Source organism: Paenibacillus plantarum (genome assembly GCF_013141695.1).
Taxonomy (GTDB): Bacteria; Bacillota; Bacilli; order Paenibacillales; family NBRC-103111; genus Paenibacillus_E; species Paenibacillus_E plantarum.
The window spans coordinates 41,712-63,231 of sequence record NZ_WHNY01000075.1 but is presented as its reverse complement, the minus strand read 5'-3'; the positions used below and the strand labels follow the sequence as shown (position 1 = coordinate 63,231).

Below are 21,520 nucleotides of genomic sequence, written 5' to 3'. Positions count from 1 at the left end.
CACCGCGCTCGCATTCCGGACGCTCCGGGCGAAATAAGGCCCCAAAAGGGCCTTATTTCTTCTCGCGCCGGCCGGCGAACTCACAATAGCGCCCCAAAAGGGCGCTATTGCCTTCACCGCGCTCGCATTCCGAGCGCTCCCACCTATCCAAACCAAACAGCCCTCAACAAAGCTCTCGTATACTCCGATTTCGGCTCCGCAAGAATCGTTTCGGTCTCGCCCATCTCCTGAATAACCCCATCTTTCATCACAGCGACACGATCGGCGAATCCCGAAATGGTGTCTAATCGATGGGTGATATATAGGATGGACATTCCCTCAGACTGCTTTAAGGATAAAAGGAGCTGCAGCAGCTCATCCTCAATGGTCGGATCCAACGCTGAGGTGATTTCATCAGCAACTAACAACGTCGGAGACATGGACAATGCTCTTGCTATCGCAATCCTCTGCTTCTGGCCACCCGAGCATTCCGATGGGTAACGATCCATAAAATCAGCGTTCAGCTTCACCTTTGCAAGCAGTTCTTCCGCCAAGCTGTAAGCTTTCTGCTTAGGATATTTACTCAAGCGCAGCGGCTCGGCAATAATGTCCTTCACACGCCAATAGGGATTCATGGAGCGGTCAGGATTTTGAAAAACAAGCTGAATGCGTGAAGACGGCTTATCTCTCTTGTCCTTGTCGTCCTTGTTATCCTTGTTATCCTTGCTATCCTCATTATCCTTCTTATCCTTCTTGCTTTCTCGCCATTCTTCCGTCCACGTAATGGTCCCACTTGTTGGCTGCTGTAAGCCTGCAATTAACTCGGCAAGTGTTGACTTGCCTGAACCGCTCTCTCCAATCAACGCAAATATTTCATTGGGCTGTAACGTAAGAGAAATTTCATCAACAGCTTTCGTGATTTGCCCTTTTTTGCCACTTGTAAAATGTTTGGACACTTGATCAACACGTAACAATGTATTCACTCCCAGCCCAGCTTCTCATTATACGAATTGATGATATAGCTGCTTGCCTTTCCTTAAATAATGCTGCTTCTGCTCACCTTCCACCTGCTTGCCATCCTGAAGCACGATGATCTCATCGGAAATATGCAGCGCAGCTGGCATATCATGTGTGATTAATAGAAGTGTCATCCGATACTCCTTCACTTTCTTGACAAGGAGGTCGAATACTTCTCTTTTGACGATCGGATCCAAAGCCCCCGTAGGTTCATCCGCAATCAGCACTTTGGGTTTGTTCACAAGCGCTAACGCGATTAATGCTCTACTTAGCATGCCTCCACTTAATTGATGCGGGTATAAGATCATGACATCGGCACCAAGTTGCACCTCTGCAAGTGCGGCGATTGCAGCCTCATGTTTCTGCTCCAGGTTTGTTTGGAGCTTCATCGTTTCATAAAATTGCTTGCCAATTGTCATAATGGGATTGAAGCTATTCCTAGGATCTTGGAAAATATAAGCCGCATCCACCCATCTCTGCATCGCGTCCGACTCACCATCTCTGTATATGGAGTGACCGGCTATCTGAATGGTTCCCTCTACCGCTTCATGCGGCACTAACCCATAAAGGGTACGAGCCATCGTTGTTTTACCTGATCCAGATTCACCAACTAAGGAGGTTATACTCCCCTGCTTCACAACGAAGGAAATAGGATGAATGATAGGTTTATCTCCATAGACAACCGTTAAATCCCGAACGACAATGGCTTCAAGGTGGTCATCTGCATCTTCAAGTAACTGCGCTTGTCTTTCCACTTCAGTAACACGGCTCTCTCTTCGATTCAACTTCGCCGCAAATTGATTTCCTACAATCTTGCTCTCTCCAATAAGTGCTAGAGCAATGGTGACGAAAAGGATTGCAACTGAAGGCGGAACGATCATCCATTGCCAAGCATCTGTCATAAACGTTTGTGTTCGACCAAACGCATCCTGCAGCATTTTGCCCCATGATACGGTGCTAGGATTGCCTATGCCTAGAAAAGACAAGCTGGCTTCCATCGCTATGGCAGAACGAAACGTGAGTATAAACTTTGTTCGTACAAGCGGCCAAATAAAAGGAAGAAGATGTCGAAACAAAATGTATCCCGTTTTCCCCTTATACAGCTGTGCAGCTCTGACGAATTCTCTTTCTTTCAAAGATAGGACGGAAGCACGAATCAGTTTCATATAACCCGGCCAAGTTAGGAAGCCCAACGTTAGAATGAGCTGCCAAGTACCACCTCCCGTAAAAGAAGCAACGATCAGAATAAGCAGCAACGATGGTAGAACTAGCATCATATTAGCCAATCCATTAAGCAGTGGATCTAATCTTTTGGAATAGCCGGCAAGCAACCCTAAGCTCGCGCTTAACAGTGTACTGATGACTGCAACCATCATCCCAATAGAGAGATTCGTTCTAGCGCCATGCACAAGCTGACTATATATGTCCTGACCAATGGTGTTCGTTCCTAACCAATATTGCCCGGATGGAGGTAATAACCGTTCGCCATCTATCGAAAAAGGTGAGGTCTTAGTAAGCATTGGCCCGAATAAAGCCACTACCACATAGATGCCGAAAAGCAGCAAACCTACTCGCTGAGACCAAGTTAGCTTCATGCTTGCTCACCTCTTTTCACTGTTTTCCGAATCCGCGGATCCAAGAATGGATATAGGAAGTCTGCGATAAAATTTAGCAACAGCACAAAAAGGGTCATCATCAAAAATAGACCGTGCAATAAGGGATAATCTCTTCCTAGAATGGCCTCTTGGAGTAACTTCCCAACACCAGGGTATGCAAAGACGGTCTCGACAAGAATGGAACCCGCCAACAACGCACCTATACGAATAATAATCAACGTTACTAGCGGTAGTGCTGCATTACGGGCAATATGACGCAGAATGATTCCTCGTGAGCCAATGCCTTTGGCCGAAGCAAACTCTATATACGGTTCGTTACGAACGCGGATAGCTTCATTTCGCAAAAGTAAATAGATCCCTGCAATACTTCCAATTGTAAGGGTTAGGGCAGGCATTACCGCATGGCGAGCGATATCCACAGCATGATCCATCCACAAATCTGAGCGTAAAAATGCCGTTTGAGCACCGCTCAGTGGGAGCCATTTTAACTTAACCGCCATTAGGATGAGAAGGACCATCCCAATGACAAACTCAGGGATCGTACTCAAGCTAAGCATGGATAAGAACATACCGCGGTCTGATTTACCTGGATAACGCCAGGCTGAGAATAGTCCAGCTAGTAAACCGATGATAATGGAAAAAAGGCTGGAAATCCCCACAATTCCGATCGTCCAAGGCAAGCGCTCCAAAATGATCGTATACACAGGCGCTTTATAATTGATCGATAAGCCGAAATCAAATGTAAAAATTCCTTGTACATATTTGATAAACTGTACGCCTACCGAGTCATTCAAATGGTAATACTCCAGCATGGCCGCCTTCTGTGCTTCAGTCAGAAATACAACGCCCTCTTCGCCGCCGCCTGTAATATACTCAACGGGCCCCCCCGGCAAAAGCCGAGGAAGCCAGAAATTGAGCATTAATACGAATACCAACACAAGTAGGTAAGATACGTATTTATTATTTTTTAACATTGACTAAGAACACCTTGTTTTCCCATAACGGCATACCATCCGCGATGCCACCGTACGTATTCTTCCAACGGTCGAAAGTAGCCGCTTTATGAATTTCATAAAAAGGACGGTGATATAGGACTAGCGTAGGCAGCTCTTCAGCTAGAATATCTTGCATTTGATTGACGATTTCGTGACGCTTCGCATCATTTACTTCTTTCATTTGTTGGTCAGCAAGCTTATGGAACTCATCCAATTTCAAGCTTTTGCCCCGTGAAGAGTACGTATTTGCTGCTTTCCCTGAAAACCACAAACGTAAATAATCCGGATCGCCACTCGCCCCAATATGGCCAGTCAAGGCAATATCGTACTTATTTTCACCGAGTGCAACAGCAAAAGCTGCGGAATCCAACTGTACTAAATTGAGCTCAATGCCCACCTTCTTCAGCATTTCTTTCATCATCGTTGCATCTGGCATCGCAGAAGATGTCATCAAGTTTAATTTCAAATCCTCACGAACACCGCTCGCATTTTTCTTATAGCCTAGTTCATCTAGTATTTTTTCAGCTTGCGCGGTATCATAACCGTATTGTTTCACATTTTTGTTATACCAAGGCGAATCGGTCGGCACGACACCAGCGTTACCTACCATCGGTGTGCCACCTGTTACTTTAGCTGAAATCTCTTCACGATTTAGAGCGTAAGCAATGGCTTGACGCAATCTTTTGTCCCCTAACTTCGGATGATCCATATTGAATGAAATGCGCACTACGCTGCCCGTCGGTTCGCTTTTAATGGTTTTGAAGCCTGCTTTTTCAGCCGACTGTACATCTGCATAGCTTGTTGTATACGCTTGATCGATTTCACCATTTTGCAATGCAAGCAATTTATTGGCTGCTGTAATATAGGCAATTTCTTTTGCCAGTACTTGGCCTTTAAAAAAGTTCTCGTTCGCTTCATACAAATATTGTCCTGTTGCGGAATCATATTTCTTCAATTTATAAGGTCCCGTTCCAACCAAAGCGGCACTATCACGGAACTCGACTGGTTTCGTTACATTTTCCCATACATGCTTTGGAATAATCGGTACAATGCCAACTAAGTCACTTAGGAATGGGGCATACACATTATTCAGTTGAAAAGCTACTGTTAGATCGTTCACTTTCTCAACGCTTTTAATTTGACTGATATCTCCGTTCCAATTATACGGATACGTTTTGTAATAATTGAAGCTGAATACGACATCGTCTGCTGTAAAAGGTTTGCCATCATGCCACTTTACATTCTCTTCCAGCTTGAACGTGTATGTAAGACCGTTATTGGAAACGTCCCATGATTTAGCAAGCCACGGAATAACACCTTTATCATCTTTCCAAGTCAACGTGTCAAAAATAAACGAATTTCTCAGATAACCAAATGGGCCTGATGAGCTAAAAGCAAATGGAGACGGATAGCCGCTATTGCCACCGGAAATTTTCAACATATCTAGCGTTGGAACCGTTGTTGCTGGCGCAGCTGATGCCGTAACTTCTGCTGTTTTGGCCTGGGAATCCGTTGATTTAGTGCTGCTTGTCTTATCCCCTACACTACACCCTGTTACGATTAAAGTAAGACCTAACATCATCAAAACAATGGGTTTCATCATTTTTATTCGCATTTCTTTTTACCCTCTTTTATGATTATGATTATCATTATCAATTAAATTTTGACAACTATATGCGCCCATTTGCCAACCATGGCAGGAATCCATCTAAGAACCGTTCTGTCGCAGGCATAAAATACGAACCATAATGATACTCTGGATCGAGTGTCGTTAATATTAAAGTCCCCTGCGTCGTTTTCTTGTCTACATAGAAAATCGAACCGTCATTCTCAATCTCGATCAAGGACTCCACTTCATTTTCCGGGAAAAATACACCATGATAATGCCAGGTTGCATCTTCAAGCTTAATATATTGAAATAAATCATGTTCAGGCATGGTTAGTTTCAAACCGCTTGAGGCGTTAGGCTCTAGCCACCACCAGAAATTCGTAGGGCGGAACTCCCAACGATGACCTGGAAACCAATCCAGATGCTGCGCACCTAAGGCAACTACCGTTTTTCCACTATTCAGAAATTCATGAATTTGCGCCATGTGTTGTGTAACCAGTTTTTGATGAAGCTGCGAAGAAACAATGAGCACATCAAACTGATGAAGATCTATTTCTGCAAGTTTTGGCAAATACAACAACTCAGCAATATACGCTTTGTATTTCGGTTCTGTAAAAGAACGGTGCTGATGCGAGCTGCCTGAGTAGAGAACCGCTATCTTTCTCATACTTGCACCCTCCTAAGCTGCAGCGATTGATGTTCTTCATAAAGGAATCTATAAAATTGCTCACCAATCCGCCCTGCACTACTAACTACATGCCGATATTTGAGCAGATTCCGTCCTGCATGCACAATAATCGTGCCTTGGCTGCTGTGACGATCGATATACGTAGTAGGCTCTTCACCTGCCAGCCTCAATAACACTTCTGCCCCTTCTGGAACCGGGTGATGTCCACGGCTGAAAAATCCAGCAACCCCTTTATTGTAAGTGACATCATCAGACACCACGCCTTTAAATATCGGATGATCAAGGACAGTAACTTGATAATCAAGATAAGAATGAATCGTTTTTGGCACAAATAACGAAGCTCCCGGAATCCAATATCGAAACAGTTGTCCACCGAAAAACAAGATATTCCCTTGATCCAAGAATGCCTTGATCCGATCTTTATGCTCGAGCATTAATTCTTGATCAATAAACTCATCCAAGATTAGAAATTTATGACCCGCATTAAGCAAATCATAAGCATCGAAATCATACTGATCGAGCACTTTCATATTCGGATCATTATGCCCGTCACGAACAGTTTGCTCACTAAAGTTGGCACCTGAATCCAACAAGAGGAAATCAGATGGATTACTCATGAAAGCCTCTTAACTTCCAATAGTTCGGATTGGGGAAGCGATAGCGCTTTTTCACATAAAGAAGCTTTCAGTTGTTCATTCGCTTGTGTATCTTCTTCCGTCATAGTTCCTTCTCTGCCCTTTTTCAAATACTCATAAAATACTGCAGGCAAAAAGTCAGCCTTCAAAGCAACTTCCACAGATGCACCTTGTGAATCTGAAATCACATAAGCATAGGACTGAGCACGGTGTGGATCATATTGAGCCACAGGATACTCCACATCTATGATGTAAGCTCCACGCGTCACAGCTCTTGTCGTATATTCAAATGCATCACGGAAGCCAGGTCCTGCATGACCTGAACGTACAGTCAAACTACTTCTCTCAGGAGCTTCTTCTCCGTATAGTTCTTTTAATGCCGCTTGCACAACGCGAAAACCTACCCCTATCGCCATTAAAGCTAATCTCCCATGATAATTACGAAGCTCAGAGAACTGTAACGTTAACACTTCTCCACGATCTTTGACTTGGATGAATGACATGATGAACACCTCTTTGTGATTGATAATGATTATCATACATATAGTGATAATGATTATCAATGATAATGGCGTAAATTTCACTTCCTCTGTGTCCGATCTGTGAAGGTAAAATTTAGGTTACTTCTGAAAAGCTATCATTTCCTGTTGCCAAAGGCACTCTGCAAGCTCACCCCTACATGCTATAATTAGCACTAAGAAAGGTGCTGATCAGATGGCTCCCAACCTGACAACCATGCAGCCGGCAGAAACGATCGGCATGCTTGCAGATTATCATTTCCCGCCGTATATTACGCTAGCTCATATGTTCCATGCCCCACAGGGATGGTCGATACGCAATCGAGAGATGACGCAGTTCATCCTACAATATGTCGTCGATGGTTTTGCTCACTATCCCGTTGGCGACATTCCCTATGAAACGCGCCGCGGGGATCTCTTATTTCATCGTCCGAATGAACGTCACTCGATTATCAAAGAGGACCACAGTCCTTATGTATGTATTTCACTTGTCTTCCATTTTGGTACGTCTGCGTTCCCTTACGAGGAACTCTTTAAACATAAGCATCTGCTCGGTAATTTCGCGGATCATCCGGTAGAAACGATGCTATCCCAGCTTGTTTCGCATTATCGTCAACCAGGACTTGTGCATCAAATGCACTGTCAAAGCTTACTCATGCGCATTCTTGCTGAAGCCGCACAAGCTTTCGAAACGGGGACAACCCGCGCCAAAACTGACGCAATCACGATGCCCAAACTCGTCTTAATCAAAAACTATCTCACCGAGCACTACAACCGTGAAATTCAAATTAAAGAACTGGAAGACGTTTCGGGCCTGAGCAAAAATTATATTTTAACCTTATTCCGCCAACATGTCGGCATGTCTCCTATGCAGTACTTGACGTGGATTCGCATCAACAAGGCGAAAGAGTTGGCCATACACAGCAGCCTTTCCTTCAGTGAAATCGCGGATCGTGTCGGCTATTCGGATGTCCACACATTCGGGCGCATGTTCAAGAAAAAAACGGGGCAAAGTTTAACCCAGTTTTGTTCGAATTTGATTTATTCTTAGCTCGTTGAGGCGCGGCTGTTTGGGCCCGGCTTTGGATTGCTGCTCCCCCTCCTCTCCGACGCAAATTAACTGGAAAATCTACAGCTAATCTGACGAAATCCACTCCCATTTTAGAATTAACTGGATTTTATGTAGCTAAAACTGCCCCTTCTACCCATTTCGGCTAAAACGCCACTAATTACCTGTAGATTTTCCATCTAATCTCCTAATGTAACGATTATCCAAAGATTTAACTGGATAAAATCCAGTTATTTCCACAAACAGCTGGTTGGCGCCTCATTGCCCACATAACAAAAAAGGCCATCCCCCATCCATCTACTTGGAGGAACAGCCTCATCTTCACTTAAGCACGCCAATATTCCGCATGCGTATACCGGTACGTCTTCGGTACCTGCTTCGTACCTATCGCGAATGCACCCTTCGGCTGATAGTCGTATGGTTTTTCACCTGACGTATAGACTGCTTCTTTGCGCTTTTCGATACAATCGACGAGCATATGCTGCTTCAACGATAGATACTCTAGCGTATGCGGACCATATTCCGCTTCGATTTCACCTGGGCGGAACTCGTAGTACACGGTACGGCGAAGCGCATTGCCATCCCCCTCAGGTGAGCCATGCAGCAGCTGAATATTGTGGAAAATGACATCCCCAGGATTCATTGGCACGGGAACAGCATCGCTGACATCGAAGCCTGGCAGCGCGCAGCGTTCCTCGGCAACCTCAGCTGCCCAGTTGTTTGAACCAGGAATAACCCACAAGCATGACTTCAGATCTGCCTCATCCAAATAAAAATCAACATTGAAGATCGGCCGTGGATCTGTACAGCCCACAGGCACTAACGCATCGCGATGCCAAGGCACGCTGGCCGCCTGATTCGGGATTTTCACAACGAGGGAATCCCATGTAGGAATGAAGTTAATCCCTTGAATCTTCGCAACTGATCGCAAAATAAACGGATGCGCGAGCAACGCTTTATTCGCCTCTTGCTTATCGATAATATACTCTGTCCGCCAGTATTTGCGTTCGCCATTTTTCCTCACACGGTACAGATAATCCTCGTCACCACGACCAGCCATTCCAATGTCAACAGCCTTCATCGTTTGCTCCTGCAAGAGTCGAAGCTCCTCTCCCACAACCACATTCCGAATAACAAGGAAACCACTTTCTAAGAAAAATTGTGCTTGCTCGCTTGTAATTTCATCTTGCAGTAAAGCATCAGCTTCAGGAATATGAATCTTTTGTTGGCTCATGCGAACAACCTCCTCGGATATCTTTCTTACCTTTACTTTACTGCAACAGTTAGCGAAAATCTTTAGTCTAAACAGGCATAATGGTTGCCAAAAGCACACTGTCCATTTAAATATTCATGCTTCCAGATCGGGTGGACAATCCTTACGATGATGCCGATCTCGATTTCACTGCTCTCTTCCAGACCATATGTAGTACGATATTGCAAGATAATTCGCTCATTCACATTGGCAATCCCGCTATTATTCCGATTTTCTTGCCACAAGCCTAGCATCGCATTTTGAATAACTTTCAGCCGTGCATCTTCCATGCCGCACCCATTATCCCGAACGGGGGGTTGGGTTGGGTTGGGTTGGGTTGGGTTGGGTTGGGTTGGGGATGTTCAAGCCAAATAACTGGAAAATCTACAGCTAATCTGGAGGAATTAACGCGATAATTTGTTTTAGATGGAAATTATGTAGTTAATTTACTCAAATTTGACCATTTCGACTGAAAAGACTGAATTTAACTGTATGAAATCCATCTAATGTCTGATTAGACGGAATTTCATGGAAATTAACTGGAGGAAATACATCTATTCGCGACGAGTATGAAAAGTGTCGTGTCGCAAAGTGCCAACTCTACTCTACTCTACTCTACTCTCACCCCCATACTAGCTAATCTTTACTCGTCACTCCCTGCCCACTCACCATCACACTATCCATCTCCAAACCTGATCTACGCTCAAAACCAACTGAAACAACTCCATCTATCCGTCGCGGACACGTGCTCCTCAAAAACTAAAAAAACACCAGACCATGTCGGGTGCCTCACACTGGGTAGACCCAGCCTCTTCTATGCTAACTTACTCGCCTAATGCTTCAATCTTCTTCTCGCTTCGAGTTCCTGCTTCAATGCTTGTTCCACCAGCTCGGCCATCATATCGAATTTCTCAGCAACCGTGTAGGGAGACAAAGCCCCACAGTGCGAACAACGCTGCATATGGAGTTCTGTTGGTTTGGAGCACGATTTGCAAGTAATCATGAGATGTTGTCCCCTTTGTGTAAATAAGATATATCCATTATACACTTCTGGCACGTATCCCACACCTTTAGTTCGTGCGGAACGTTCGTGGAGAGCTTCCGTATTTCTGCTTGAATGCTCTTTCGAAATGCGTTAATGTGTTGAAGCCTGAGGCGAAGCAGATTTCAGTAATCGGAATGTCCGAAGCTTGCAGAAGTGATTTGGCAAATTGCAACCGTAGCCCTTGCAAGTAGTTTTGGAACGAAATACCTGTCATTTTATGAAAAACGAGACTAAAATAATTCGGCGCCAATCCAGCTTGCTTAGCAGCATCTTCCAAACGGAGTTCTTCCCGAAAATGATGATGCATATAAACAAGCGCCCGCTGAAGCGTTGAAGACTGAGACTGTGTGACCTGCAACTCTGGCTGATCTTTACGTTCGTGATAAGTTCGAAATAAGTTCAAAAGGATCCGCTCGAAAGCCCCTTTGATCAGAATAGCATGTCCTGGCTTCTTTAATTGAACCTCATCACGTATCAGTTGAAACTCGGACTCTATAATCTCATGATGCGTCTCGTTCAGATCTACCATATATGCCGCAACTTGCCCAAACATGAATTCTCGCAGTTCTTGATCGAGCAACTCTTCATCAAACACTAGATTATAAAGTTCCATCGGCTCATTCGGATACGAATAGATTTCGTGGAAATCAGCAGGAGTTAGTAAGAACAAGCTTCCTTTCCGCAGCTCATGCTCGGTTCCATTCACAATATTCTTCCCTCTACCTCGAACCACAAAGCAAAGCTCATAGAATTCGTGCCAATGTAATTCATGGTGCTTATTGATATACTGGAAGTAAATTTGAAAGGAGGAAGCAGGATGAATAAATTGTTCATTCGTTAGTCTTACCGGTTGTTTTTTCATCCAAGTCCTCCTCATCCCGCATTTCGTTTATCATAAGATTTCCATGAATGAATACTTAATCCCTTCTATTATACATTCGCGTAACTATTTCCGGCTAAGTCTTTACCTCGAGCGAGCCATACTTTGAAGTTTGGATTTTTGTCCGCGTAGACCTTCGTATCCGTAGAGAAATAGCGCATCGTATATCCGCAGCGACGGAATTCACTCTTGTTCGGATCCGCACCATGAATAATTCGTGAATCATGCAAGGAACATTGACCTCTTTGCAGTTCAAAATGAACGGCAGTCGATGTGTCCATATTTTTGATTTGCGTAGCGAAGAGATTTTTGGCACCATCTACTTTTTCATACTCAGAGAACCCATTGCTGTGTGTACCTGGAATAACTTGCATGCAGCCATTTTCCTTCGTGCTATTATCGATGGCTAACCAAATTGTAATGATATTATCGAAGTTACTAACGCGGCCCTTCCAATAAGCAGAATCCTCATGCCATGGCGTCGCTCGTCCAATGAATGGATCCTTACATATAAAATGAGAAGACCACAAACCAATGTTAGGTCCGATAATAGGCTCAACGAGATCCAATACTTCATCAGCTAAAAGAAACTGTAATAGACGCTCTTCACGGAAATGCGGGGTGTCTAACTCGTCTGAGAGCTTGCTGCCTTTTTGCTTCAGTTGATCTTCAAACAGCTCCGTTAATTCGGCTAATTTCTCTGGGGAGAATACTTGCTTCTCATAAAGAAAATACCCATTCTTTTTATAAAATGCGACTTCTTCTTGTGTTAATTTACTTGTTAATTTACTCATCCTAGCCCCTCCTGAAAGTGTGATTTTATCTACACACTAACTATATCCTGAAATAGGATCCGGAGGCTTATCGTAAGCTTAGAAGAAGTTAGCGTATCTTCAGGTTCTTAACTTTTTTACACCCAGAACCAGAATACAAGCAACAGCATCGTAAAGCGAACGATCTCATAAGAAGTGTCTACAGCCACGACTAGCCAACTTTTGAACTGCCACACCTTTTTACCCACTGTAAACGGAAGCGTGTAACCTGCTGCTAATAACATAGTGAACCAAAAAGCATTCATCAGACTATCGCCATCATAACCAAATGCTTGTCCACCTGATTTCCAAAGCTCTAAACAAACTGCGAATGCAATGGATGTTATGATAGATACAAAAATATAAATCACAAAAGACTGGATTTTATCCGCTTTACTCACATTAAGATTGGTTTGCTCTCCCTTGCCGTACATGTCCCTCTGATAAGGTTTGGCCCATATAACAGCCATCCAAAGAAAACCTAACACTAACGATAAAATCCCCGTAACGAATACGGCCCAATAATTAATTTCTTGAAGTAACATTTCCAATCTCCTCTTCACCCATATATCGTTATGCGAAACCATTTGGTTTCGTTTTTCATTATATACAACCATTTGGTTTCATGTCAATTCCTTATTTCTGTAAAAAGTATACAGAAGTCTAATCCTTTTTCATGAAGTTCCACTCTTGTACATATCAACCATTCACCTAATGACATATGCATAGAATTAGATAAACCTAAACTGGTTTATGTGAGGTGAACTTTCGTATTCACAGCAATGAAAAGGTAAACCTGTAGTGGACACAAGCGTATTTTCGCTGCAGAAGTAAGTGTTTTAGAACGTACAATTCACTTTAAAATACGTGATGGAGTGATGGTGGTGGAAAATTATCAAATCGTTCCCTGGATCGATGACGTCTTAGAGCCAGGAATCGTAGCTAACATGTATGTTCCTCCTGGGTTAGAAATGCTGGCACGAGAAGTCATGGGACATTATGATTTTCAAGTCAATGATATGCTCTTGATTACTTCAAAGCCAGATAAAGGTGGAGCTATTTGGAAAATCAGCACAAGTAAGGGTAATCTCAGTATTAAATGTTTGCACAGACGACCTAGAAGAAGTCTTTTCAGTGTTGGAGCTCAATCCTACATGTCTGGTTTAGGTCACCGAGTTCCATCTTTCATCCCAACGAGGGAAGGCAATTTCTACGTTGAAGCAGGCGGTAAACTCTGGATTGTTACTGACTGGATTGAACCCCTAGTGCCCGTATCCAAAGTCGACTTGGAAGGTGCTTCTCAGCTGTGCTTTGGCTTAGGCGAATTCCACAATAATTCCAAAGGCTATGTCCCTCCTAGCGGTTCGGAGAAATCCTCGCGCATCTACGGATGGGGCAAATATTATGAAAAAATAATTGCCAAAATTGGATGGTTCCAGGATATCGCTCTCGCCTACTCTGACACTGCAGCAAGCGCAGACTTACTTGCCGTTATTGAAGAATTCAAGAAGCAAGCTAACGACATGTATCAACGTTTCCAAAATTCCCCTTACCAACAGATGGCCGCAAAAGGTGAACCCCATTGGGGACTTGCCCATCAAGATTTTGGATGGTCGAACGGTCAAATGGGGCCCGGCGGTATCTGGGTGATCGATTTAGACGGTGTTTCCTACGATTTACCGATTCGAGATCTAAGGAAATTAATTACTAGCACCATGGATGATATGGGTGTGTGGGATTTAACTTGGATTCGGGGCATGATTGAAGCCTATCATAAAGCAAATCCTCTTGATCAAGAAACCTTTGAAATCTTGTGGATTGATATGGCTTTTCCTAATGAATTTTATAAGCATGTCAAAGAAATCGTATTTAATCCGCAAGTATTCCTCGACACTGAGCTTGCTTCAATTCTTCAAAGAGTGATGACTACTGAAGCAAGTAAATGGCAAGCATTAACGGAGCTTGAAAAAGATAAGGCTAATTACCCGGCTGGAGACTACTCGTCGGAATACGTCAAACCGTCTATTCAACGTCCGTCTTTTGTGCTTCCAGAAGCTATTCTAACGCCTATTAATTCCGAAATGCCTGCTCTTCCACAAACGCCAGTACTAGAGCCCGTTCATGCAGGAGACCCCGCTGCTGTTACCGTGCCTCCAATGCCAGTACTCATTCAACTCCCTGCTCGCGGACAAAAGCAATTTAAACTTCGCGTTCCAAGGAAGCGACGCGCTATGAGAAAAACTAGAATCATCAAGAAAACTCGTTATCTGAAACGCAGAAAATTAAAAAGACTCACAAAATGGAAGCGTTCCTCAGGTGTTAAAGTCTTTTACGGATACAAAAGTTACAAAAAATGGCTTGCAAAGAATAAAATGAAGCCTGTATCTCGTTCTCGGAAGAAACCAATGAAACGTAAACTAGGACTTAAGAAGCCTATTAAACGTGTAGTGAAACCAACAATGAAAAAAATACAACAACCTCGAACAACTAAGAAAGTACCTCCACCGTGGAATAAAAGGCAGATTCCCCCTAGAAAAAGGACTGCCTGAGAAAGGAAGCTGTTAACTCGTGAACATTCTGATGATTTGTACGGAAAAGCTGCCTGTCCCCAACATTCGAGGGGGAGCTATTCAAACCTATATTGACGGTGTGGCTTCGCTACTAAGTAAACATCACAGAATTACCATTTTAGGTAGAACGGACCCAGATTTGCCCAACGATGAAGTCACGAATGGTATCCACTATGTTCGTGTGGAATCACATGGTCTACTTGAATCATACGCTGCAGGGGTTATCCAATTTCTACAACATACGCCGGAACACTATGATATTATTCAAATTTTCAACCGCCCTTTACTAGTCCTTCCTGTTAGGGAAGTTGCGCCTACATCGCGGATTATTCTAAGTATGCATAATGATATGTTCAATCCTTTTAAGATTAACCTTACCGAGGGTACTCAAGTTATTGAACAAACGGAACGTATTATTACGATTAGCCAGTATATCGGAACGGCAATCTGTGATTACTACCCACAAGCAGCTGGTAAAATAAAACCGATATATTCCGGCGTTGACCTGAATCGCTTTGCTCCATGGTTGGAATCCGAACAGGCAAGGAACGCTCGTGAAAGCCTTAGAGCAGAACACAACCTCTCCAATAAGAAAGTCATTTTGTTTGTGGGGCGGTTAACTCGTAATAAAGGTCCTCATGTGTTGGTGCGAGCAATGTCTCAAATCAACCATTCTGATGCAGTACTCGTTGTTGTCGGTGGCGCCTGGTTCAGCGATAACTCGGTCAGTGACTATGTCGCTTACGTCAGAGCACTTGCCGTGCGCTCACCTCTGCCAGTCATAACAACCGGCTATGTTCAAGCGCAAGATGTCCACCGCTGGTTCTGCGCAGGAGATGTCTTTGTATGTACATCTATTTGGCAGGAGCCGTTAGCACGTGTACATTATGAAGCTATGGCCGCTGGCTTACCCTTCCTTACAACAGCTCGAGGTGGCAATCCAGAGATTGTTAAGAATAATAATGGATTACTCGTCGATAACCCTGAAGATCCGAGCGAATATGCTCAGAAACTTAATTCCTTGTTGTCTGATATGAACCATGCACGACATATGGGACTTAACGGACGAAGATTGGCAGAACAATATTTCCCATGGGAACGCGTAGCTCAGGAAATTCTTGCCGTCTGGGAACAACGATAAGTATACATTTGCAGATTTCTAGTTAACTTAACTGGCTGTCCCACAAGTAGACACTTCTACTTAGGGACAGCCCACTTTATTTGCAGTGAGTCTCAGAGCAAGTATGGCTAATTACGGATACCGAAGTGCAGGAAAACCCCTTTCTACAAGTATGGTACATCTGCAAAACTAGCAGAAGCCATAGCAAGAGTAAGAGGTTTCCTTACTTGCCTAGTCTATTGGATAACTTTAATACGATTACTTATGCTTCTTCTTCTTCTTCCTCATCATCATCGTCGTCGTCGTCGTCGTCATCTTCTTCTTCTTCTTCTTCTTCTTCTTCTTCTTCAGCGTTTACAACCGGTGCTGTTACTTCTTCGTCTTCGTCTTCTTCATCTTCTTCATCTTCTTGATCTTCTTCGTCTTCTTCGTCTTCTTCGTCATCTTCTGCACCAAACGCTATCTTGGAACCGTCTGCTAATTCAATCTCAACTTCATCAACTTCAGCCCAAGCGATGTCTTTCATTAAATCATTAATTTCTGTTAAATCAACCTTGTTTTTGTCACCATTTTCAAACTCCAATGAGAGTTCTGTTACTTCAGGATGTGCTTTTAAATAACTGAGTAATTGTTCTAAACTTTCCAAAAAAATCATTCCCCTCGCCATAAATTAGAAACTTTTAAGTCTCCCTGTATACTATGATATTTCCTACCTCATGCTTAGGCTCTTGATAGAGTAGATTGGCGGATTATGTTTGTCCGCTAGGACATTTTCCATGAACGTATACATATCAGCTTATTTTCCCTGTGAATAGCCCTTACATTTCATAATTCTTCATCATAAATTAATAATGTCTTCATATAGACAAGGAGGTAAAAGCTTATGAAAGGATTAATTCTCTGTGCAGGCAATGGTACTAGACTCCAACCTTTTACCAATATAAAACCTAAAGGTCTGCTTCCAGTGGCGAATAAACCCTTAATTCATTACGGCATTGAAAAGCTAGTGGAATTAGGCATCGACGAGATCGGAATTGTAATTCGGCCCAACCTTCATGCCATGTTTATGGAAGAAGTAGGTGCTGGCGAGAGGTGGAATGTAAACATCACATATATTTTTCAAATTAATCCTTTGGGTATTTCAGACGCTGTGAAACAGGCAGAATCTTTCATTGACAACGAACCTTTCTTGCTGCTTCTTGGGGATAATTTGATTACGCAAGATCTTCATGGCTTATGTCACGCCATTACACATGGGAACCATGATGCAGCCATTCTTCTAAGAAAAGTGACGAATCCAAAGCAATTTGGAATTGCCGAAGTGAATAAAGATCGCATTATTGGTCTGGAAGAAAAGCCTTCAGAACCCAAGTCAGATCTTGCGGTTCTGGGGAGTTATGCGTTTAAACCAAGTATATTTAAAGCGGTGCATGCGATTAGTCCCTCCGCCAGAGGCGAATACGAAATTACAGATGCTATTCAGTGGCTGATTCATCAACAATATTCGGTTGCCTATCAAACAACAAATAAGAATTTCTCCGATGTTGGAACTATGGAAGGGTGGCTAGAAGCGAATAGGTGGATGTTGAAGCAGTTAGACGAAGAAGGTTTGTTAACAACTCCAACAGATTACCCAGGAACTACGATAATCCCACCTGTATGCATCGCCCCTAGTGCTGAATTGATTAATTGTGTGATCGGACCTTACGTGACGATCGGACCCAATGTCAGACTTGAAAGTTGTATATTAGAAAACAGCATTTTGCTAGAGTACGCCATTCTTAATCCTAACCACTATCCAATGACGAACTCGATTATCAGTCCACAGTCGGTGTTTGTGCAAGAAGACGGAGGGTCAGGAAAATGAATATCTTAATCATGGGTATGGGGTATGTAGGCGTTACAACTGGCTTAGTATTTGCCGAACTGGGATGGCAAGTTACAGGGTTAGATACAGATACGAGAAAAGTAGAGGCATTATCTCAAGGTAAGTTATCTTTTTATGAACCAGGGCTAGACCTGTTATTACAAAAACATATTGCATCTGGTAAAATCAATTTCATTTCCTCTCCCGAGATGGGCATTCGTCAGAACGACATCATTTTCATATGTGTTGGCACACCCTCGGATAAAGATGGAAGCGCTGATCTTCAGGCAGTACGAGGAGCCGCCCAAAGTATTGGAACCTTCATGGATGACTATAAAATTATTACTGTGAAAAGCACAGTTCCTATAGACACAAATCGTAAATTAGTCGAGTGGGTCAAAGAATCTCAAATCCATCCCCACCCCTTCGATGTTGTATCTAACCCCGAGTTCCTTCGGGAAGGCAGTGCCTTGTTTGATTCACTGAATCCGGATCGCATTATTATTGGAAGCGATAATGAGCAAGCCGCAATTGTCATTCAATCCTTATATGACAGCATAAAAGCGCCTGTTTTTGTGACCAAACCTCGAACAGCGGAATTGATCAAATATGCATCGAATGCTTTCTTGGCAACTAAAATTTCCTATGTCAATGAATTAGCAAGACTCTGCGAATCGTTGGAGGTCAATGTCACTGATGTCACCAAAGGAATGGGCTTGGACCAACGGATAGGCCCTCATTTTCTAAAAGCTGGGATCGGTTATGGCGGATCTTGCTTCCCGAAAGACAGCATGGCACTCTTATATACGGCGAAAGAGCAACAAGTTGAGTTGAGTATCCTTGAACGAGTTGTTGCCGTCAACAACTCACAGTCATCACACTTTTTGAACATATGGGAGCAAAAAATAGGTGGATTCAGCGGTAAAACCATTGCGATTCTCGGCATTTCCTTTAAGCCGAATACGGATGATTTAAGGGAAGCGCCCGCGCTATCTATCATTCAACAATTACAGCATAAACAAGTGAACCTCCGAATACACGATCCCATTGCCAAGCTGCCTGAAGCTCTTAGCTCTGATATGGTTCAACAATTCGAAACACTTGAAATCACATTGCAGCAGTGCGACGCAGTCATCCTTTGTTCGGAATGGAAACACTATCGAGAGGCAGATTGGCTGCAGTTAAGAGCGCTTATGAAAGATTATTATATTTTTGATGGAAGAAATACACTGAACGGCCAAGAAATGACCAAGCTAGGCTATGCTTACTATGGTATCGGAAATAGATAATCGCTCTAAGATGGGAGGTTAAATGGAATGAAAATACTCGTCACAGGAGCAGCAGGCTTTATCGGATCGCATCTGTGTGAAAAGCTTCTCCAGGATCCTCGCAACGAAGTCATTGGATTGGATGCTTTGGTTCAGAAATCGCCAACCCCTGTCCCAGTTAGGGAATATAACCTGCGCTATTTACTGGTGCATGATCGATTCACATTCATTAACCAGGATTTATTACATGTTCAGTGGGAGGAGATTCTTCCTGGGGTAGATGTTGTCTACCACTTGGCCGGAATGCCTGGCGTGCGTTCTAGCTGGGGGGAGGATTTCAAAACCTACGTCACCAATAATATCGAAGCTACGCAAAGACTGCTCGAAGGTTGTCGTACTTATCCCGTCAGTAAAATCGTGTATGCATCGACATCCTCCGTGTACGGCGAAAAAACGAATCAAGTGAACGAGGCCGCTACGACGGTGCCGCTCTCGCCATATGGGGTCACCAAACTGACTGGAGAGCAGCTCTGTAAGGTTTATGCTACGAAAGATGAGCTACCTATCGTTGTATTACGCTTCTTCACTGTGTACGGTCCTAGACAGCGTCCTGACATGGCTTTTCATCGTTTTATCCAGCATATCCGGCACAATAAGCCCATCCCGATCAACGGTGATGGACTCCAAACTCGCGACTTTACATTTGTTGGCGACTGTGTGGAAGCCATCGCAGCAACAGCCCATGCAGCGAATATCATTGGCGAAACCATCAATATCGGAGGCAAAGAACGTGCTTCTGTACTTGATTGTATCGCCATTCTTGAGGATCTTTTTGGCCGAAAAATAGACAGGCAATTTCTTGGCAAGGCCTCTGGAGAGCCTCGACATACTTGGGCAGATATCAGTAAGGCACAATTACTGCTCGGTTATCAACCGAAAACCGATTTACGGACTGGATTACAAGCCGAAATCATGGACTTATCTCAGACTCCTTATTTATAAGGTGACCCTTATGGACATTCACACATAAAACTGGATTTTCTACATGTAGTCGTTTGTAGAAGCATCCAGTTTTTCTGTTGAATACAGTACCCTGATTCAAGGCCGCGGGCCTCCTTTTCGACCGCGTTAGTCGATTTTATCGACGATCTCTGGGCCGCGGGGCTTGAAATTCCCATGACCGCTAACTAAATTCGAAATTTGGACAACAAATAGACGCATTTAACGCTTCAAAAACCAATTATTTGTAAATAAAGGTAAAAATCATTCATTTTAGATACATCAAAACCAGTTATTATAAAATGTCAAATCTAATCCCTCTTCAAATCGTCACAATTATAAGCGTTTCCATCACTTTTATTAACGAAAACCAGCATTTCCCTGCACAATCACGTGCTCTCATGGTTGCATTTCCCACACTTATCGTTTATATTTTTATCTTGCTGGCCATCCTAATTAGCATAGAATTCGGTTTATTTAACAATATAAGCCAGCAGATAAATAATGATGAGGTGTACCCAATGACATTGAAGAAAACAGCTGCAGGGCTTCTTATACTAACTATGGCAGTTACAGGCGTTGCTTGTACTTCCAAAGATTCTACAACTTCTCCTACTCCTGCTGCGTCAGCAACTGCAGCTCCACAAGCAACAGCAGCAGTAACGCAAGATGCAACAAACATGAAAGGCTATATCGCTGCTAGAATTGCACGTGAAAAAGTAGATTACTTGTTCGCTGAAGCAAAATCAGCAGACGGCGCTTTCGTTGTTAATCCGATTGCTGCAACTGATAAAGAAACAGCTAAAAAGTTTCTTGCTAGCTACGTCGATGCCGCGATGCTCGATCCTCTAGTAAATCATTATGTAACAGACACGAAGGCTGGTACAACATACGTAACGAACACCAAATCATACTTCGCTTCCAATATTTTAGAAACAAAAAAAGAGGAAATTACTTTCGATAAAGCCAACACGCCTGAGCTTGTGAAGTTCACAACGAAAGATGGCGCTACTTATACAACGAAAAAAGTGAACGATAAATTCCTTCTTACCGAAGTGAAATAAGCATCTTCTCCATAAGAAAGCCCAGCCCCATGAATGTGGGCTGGGCTTTCGTTATATTTCATAAAGTGCTTAACCCGTTTCATGCTAATTTAGCTCATACTGCAACCCAACTACTCCAGCTACTTTACCTAATTCAGGATCTCCAACTAGCTAACTCTTCTTCTTAAAATTTCAAATAAATGGAAAACCAACAGTTAAATTTCATCATTTCGGCGATTTCAGAAGAATAACTGGAAAATATACAGCTAATACTGATGATTTTGCTCAAAAATAATATAAGCACACTAATTAACTACATATTTTACATCTAATTCAATTTCCGAACCCAAAAGCACTAAATTAGCTGTACTTTTTACAGTTAATCACGCTCCCGCTGGGGAGGATAGCATGGTTGGCCTTGGAAGGATTAGATGACGAGGTGCGAGGATAGCATGCTTGGCCTTGGATGGCTTGGATGACGAGAATCGTGAGGATAGCATGGTTGGCCTTGGATGGCTCGGATGACGAGGTGCGAGAG

21 protein-coding genes are annotated in these 21,520 nt (G+C 43.2%); 7 read left to right on the top strand and 14 right to left on the bottom strand.

What is annotated here, in order from left to right; genetic code table 11:
• Positions 1-143: 143 nt before the first annotated feature.
• Genes GC096_RS28315 through GC096_RS28285 form a run of 7 tightly spaced genes read right to left on the bottom strand, consistent with a single transcriptional unit; the run spans position 144 to position 7,042 of the window.
• A complete protein-coding gene (locus tag GC096_RS28315) occupies positions 144-962 on the bottom strand; it encodes an ABC transporter ATP-binding protein (RefSeq protein WP_446686387.1) in 819 nt (272 codons plus the stop codon).
• 18 nt (positions 963-980) lie between these two features.
• On the bottom strand, positions 981-2,591 hold the full coding sequence (locus GC096_RS28310) for an ATP-binding cassette domain-containing protein (RefSeq protein WP_171634957.1): 1,611 nt from the start codon (positions 2,589-2,591) through the stop codon (positions 981-983).
• On the bottom strand, positions 2,588-3,586 hold the full coding sequence (locus GC096_RS28305; protein ID WP_171634951.1) for an ABC transporter permease: 999 nt from the start codon (positions 3,584-3,586) through the stop codon (positions 2,588-2,590). The genes GC096_RS28310 and GC096_RS28305 overlap by 4 nt, the downstream gene beginning before the upstream one ends.
• Positions 3,573-5,222 (bottom strand): ABC transporter substrate-binding protein, encoded by a 1,650-nt coding sequence (locus GC096_RS28300; RefSeq protein WP_171634949.1) that lies wholly within the window; start codon positions 5,220-5,222, stop codon positions 3,573-3,575. Before GC096_RS28300 ends, GC096_RS28305 begins: the two co-directional genes overlap by 14 nt.
• A gap of 55 nt (positions 5,223-5,277) precedes the next feature.
• Positions 5,278-5,883, bottom strand: a complete 606-nt coding sequence (locus GC096_RS28295) for a hypothetical protein (RefSeq protein WP_171634947.1) — start codon at positions 5,881-5,883, stop codon at positions 5,278-5,280.
• Complete coding sequence (locus tag GC096_RS28290) at positions 5,880-6,521, bottom strand: phosphate starvation-inducible protein PhoH (RefSeq protein WP_171634945.1); 642 nt, start codon at positions 6,519-6,521, stop codon at positions 5,880-5,882. The genes GC096_RS28295 and GC096_RS28290 overlap by 4 nt, the downstream gene beginning before the upstream one ends.
• Entirely contained in the window at positions 6,518-7,042 is a 525-nt protein-coding gene (locus GC096_RS28285) for an FmdE family protein (RefSeq protein ID WP_171634944.1), read from the bottom strand. The genes GC096_RS28290 and GC096_RS28285 overlap by 4 nt, the downstream gene beginning before the upstream one ends.
• A 211-nt stretch (positions 7,043-7,253) precedes the next feature.
• Here GC096_RS28285 and GC096_RS28280 point away from each other — a divergent pair, with 211 nt between their 5' ends.
• Positions 7,254-8,108: a helix-turn-helix transcriptional regulator gene (locus GC096_RS28280; protein ID WP_246303032.1), complete on the top strand. Its 855-nt coding sequence runs from the start codon at positions 7,254-7,256 to the stop codon at positions 8,106-8,108.
• Between the two features lie 343 nt (positions 8,109-8,451).
• Here the strand turns inward: GC096_RS28280 and GC096_RS28275 are convergent, their stop codons facing one another.
• The 6 genes from GC096_RS28275 to GC096_RS28250 all read right to left on the bottom strand — a co-directional run bounded on the left by GC096_RS28275 (position 8,452) and on the right by GC096_RS28250 (position 12,660).
• Entirely contained in the window at positions 8,452-9,360 is a 909-nt protein-coding gene (locus GC096_RS28275; protein ID WP_171634942.1) for a phytanoyl-CoA dioxygenase family protein, read from the bottom strand.
• Positions 9,361-9,422: 62 nt separating this feature from the next.
• Positions 9,423-9,668: a hypothetical protein gene (locus GC096_RS28270; RefSeq protein WP_171634940.1), complete on the bottom strand. Its 246-nt coding sequence runs from the start codon at positions 9,666-9,668 to the stop codon at positions 9,423-9,425.
• A 542-nt stretch (positions 9,669-10,210) separates the two neighbouring features.
• Complete coding sequence (locus tag GC096_RS28265) at positions 10,211-10,381, bottom strand: hypothetical protein (protein ID WP_171634938.1); 171 nt, start codon at positions 10,379-10,381, stop codon at positions 10,211-10,213.
• Positions 10,382-10,448: 67 nt separating this feature from the next.
• A complete protein-coding gene (locus GC096_RS28260; protein WP_171634937.1) occupies positions 10,449-11,285 on the bottom strand; it encodes an AraC family transcriptional regulator in 837 nt (278 codons plus the stop codon).
• A 68-nt stretch (positions 11,286-11,353) separates the two neighbouring features.
• Entirely contained in the window at positions 11,354-12,097 is a 744-nt protein-coding gene (locus GC096_RS28255) for a phytanoyl-CoA dioxygenase family protein (protein ID WP_171634935.1), read from the bottom strand.
• 116 nt (positions 12,098-12,213) lie between these two features.
• Positions 12,214-12,660, bottom strand: a complete 447-nt coding sequence (locus GC096_RS28250; RefSeq protein WP_171634934.1) for a DUF1761 domain-containing protein — start codon at positions 12,658-12,660, stop codon at positions 12,214-12,216.
• Positions 12,661-12,999: 339 nt separating this feature from the next.
• Here GC096_RS28250 and GC096_RS28245 point away from each other — a divergent pair, with 339 nt between their 5' ends.
• Both GC096_RS28245 and GC096_RS28240 read left to right on the top strand, forming a co-directional pair.
• Entirely contained in the window at positions 13,000-14,664 is a 1,665-nt protein-coding gene (locus GC096_RS28245; RefSeq protein WP_312886361.1) for a CotS family spore coat protein, read from the top strand.
• A gap of 19 nt (positions 14,665-14,683) precedes the next feature.
• Complete coding sequence (locus tag GC096_RS28240) at positions 14,684-15,826, top strand: glycosyltransferase family 4 protein (protein ID WP_171634930.1); 1,143 nt, start codon at positions 14,684-14,686, stop codon at positions 15,824-15,826.
• A 241-nt stretch (positions 15,827-16,067) separates the two neighbouring features.
• Here GC096_RS28240 and GC096_RS28235 read toward each other — a convergent pair whose 3' ends face one another.
• Positions 16,068-16,451, bottom strand: coding sequence for a hypothetical protein (locus GC096_RS28235; RefSeq protein WP_171634929.1), 384 nt, complete (start codon positions 16,449-16,451; stop codon positions 16,068-16,070).
• 237 nt (positions 16,452-16,688) lie between these two features.
• Between GC096_RS28235 and GC096_RS28230 the strand changes: the two genes are divergently transcribed.
• The 4 genes from GC096_RS28230 to GC096_RS28215 all read left to right on the top strand — a co-directional run bounded on the left by GC096_RS28230 (position 16,689) and on the right by GC096_RS28215 (position 21,003).
• Positions 16,689-17,672, top strand: a complete 984-nt coding sequence (locus tag GC096_RS28230) for a sugar phosphate nucleotidyltransferase (RefSeq protein ID WP_171634927.1) — start codon at positions 16,689-16,691, stop codon at positions 17,670-17,672.
• Positions 17,669-18,961: a UDP-glucose dehydrogenase family protein gene (locus tag GC096_RS28225; RefSeq protein ID WP_171634925.1), complete on the top strand. Its 1,293-nt coding sequence runs from the start codon at positions 17,669-17,671 to the stop codon at positions 18,959-18,961. The genes GC096_RS28230 and GC096_RS28225 overlap by 4 nt, the downstream gene beginning before the upstream one ends.
• Positions 18,962-18,988: 27 nt before the next feature.
• Positions 18,989-19,942 (top strand): NAD-dependent epimerase/dehydratase family protein, encoded by a 954-nt coding sequence (locus GC096_RS28220; RefSeq protein ID WP_171634923.1) that lies wholly within the window; start codon positions 18,989-18,991, stop codon positions 19,940-19,942.
• A gap of 518 nt (positions 19,943-20,460) precedes the next feature.
• Positions 20,461-21,003, top strand: a complete 543-nt coding sequence (locus GC096_RS28215; protein ID WP_171634921.1) for a hypothetical protein — start codon at positions 20,461-20,463, stop codon at positions 21,001-21,003.
• Positions 21,004-21,520 lie beyond the last annotated feature (517 nt).

Bases quoted from the DNA above. Each gene is read 5' to 3' on its own strand.
- GC096_RS28285 (WP_171634944.1), bottom strand. From the start codon at position 7,042: ATGTCATTCATCCAAGTCAAAGATCGTGGAGAAGTGTTAACGTTACAG.
- GC096_RS28280 (WP_246303032.1), top strand. From the start codon at position 7,254: ATGGCTCCCAACCTGACAACCATGCAGCCGGCAGAAACGATCGGCATG.
- GC096_RS28275 (WP_171634942.1), bottom strand. From the start codon at position 9,360: ATGAGCCAACAAAAGATTCATATTCCTGAAGCTGATGCTTTACTGCAA.
- GC096_RS28220 (WP_171634923.1), top strand. From the start codon at position 18,989: ATGAAAATACTCGTCACAGGAGCAGCAGGCTTTATCGGATCGCATCTG.
- GC096_RS28300 (WP_171634949.1), bottom strand. From the start codon at position 5,222: ATGCGAATAAAAATGATGAAACCCATTGTTTTGATGATGTTAGGTCTT.
- GC096_RS28310 (WP_171634957.1), bottom strand. From the start codon at position 2,591: ATGAAGCTAACTTGGTCTCAGCGAGTAGGTTTGCTGCTTTTCGGCATC.
- GC096_RS28290 (WP_171634945.1), bottom strand. From the start codon at position 6,521: ATGAGTAATCCATCTGATTTCCTCTTGTTGGATTCAGGTGCCAACTTT.
- GC096_RS28305 (WP_171634951.1), bottom strand. From the start codon at position 3,586: ATGTTAAAAAATAATAAATACGTATCTTACCTACTTGTGTTGGTATTC.
- GC096_RS28230 (WP_171634927.1), top strand. From the start codon at position 16,689: ATGAAAGGATTAATTCTCTGTGCAGGCAATGGTACTAGACTCCAACCT.
- GC096_RS28250 (WP_171634934.1), bottom strand. From the start codon at position 12,660: ATGTTACTTCAAGAAATTAATTATTGGGCCGTATTCGTTACGGGGATT.
- GC096_RS28215 (WP_171634921.1), top strand. From the start codon at position 20,461: ATGACATTGAAGAAAACAGCTGCAGGGCTTCTTATACTAACTATGGCA.
- GC096_RS28225 (WP_171634925.1), top strand. From the start codon at position 17,669: ATGAATATCTTAATCATGGGTATGGGGTATGTAGGCGTTACAACTGGC.
- GC096_RS28260 (WP_171634937.1), bottom strand. From the start codon at position 11,285: ATGAAAAAACAACCGGTAAGACTAACGAATGAACAATTTATTCATCCT.
- GC096_RS28270 (WP_171634940.1), bottom strand. From the start codon at position 9,668: ATGGAAGATGCACGGCTGAAAGTTATTCAAAATGCGATGCTAGGCTTG.
- GC096_RS28265 (WP_171634938.1), bottom strand. From the start codon at position 10,381: ATGATTACTTGCAAATCGTGCTCCAAACCAACAGAACTCCATATGCAG.
- GC096_RS28295 (WP_171634947.1), bottom strand. From the start codon at position 5,883: ATGAGAAAGATAGCGGTTCTCTACTCAGGCAGCTCGCATCAGCACCGT.
- GC096_RS28255 (WP_171634935.1), bottom strand. From the start codon at position 12,097: ATGAGTAAATTAACAAGTAAATTAACACAAGAAGAAGTCGCATTTTAT.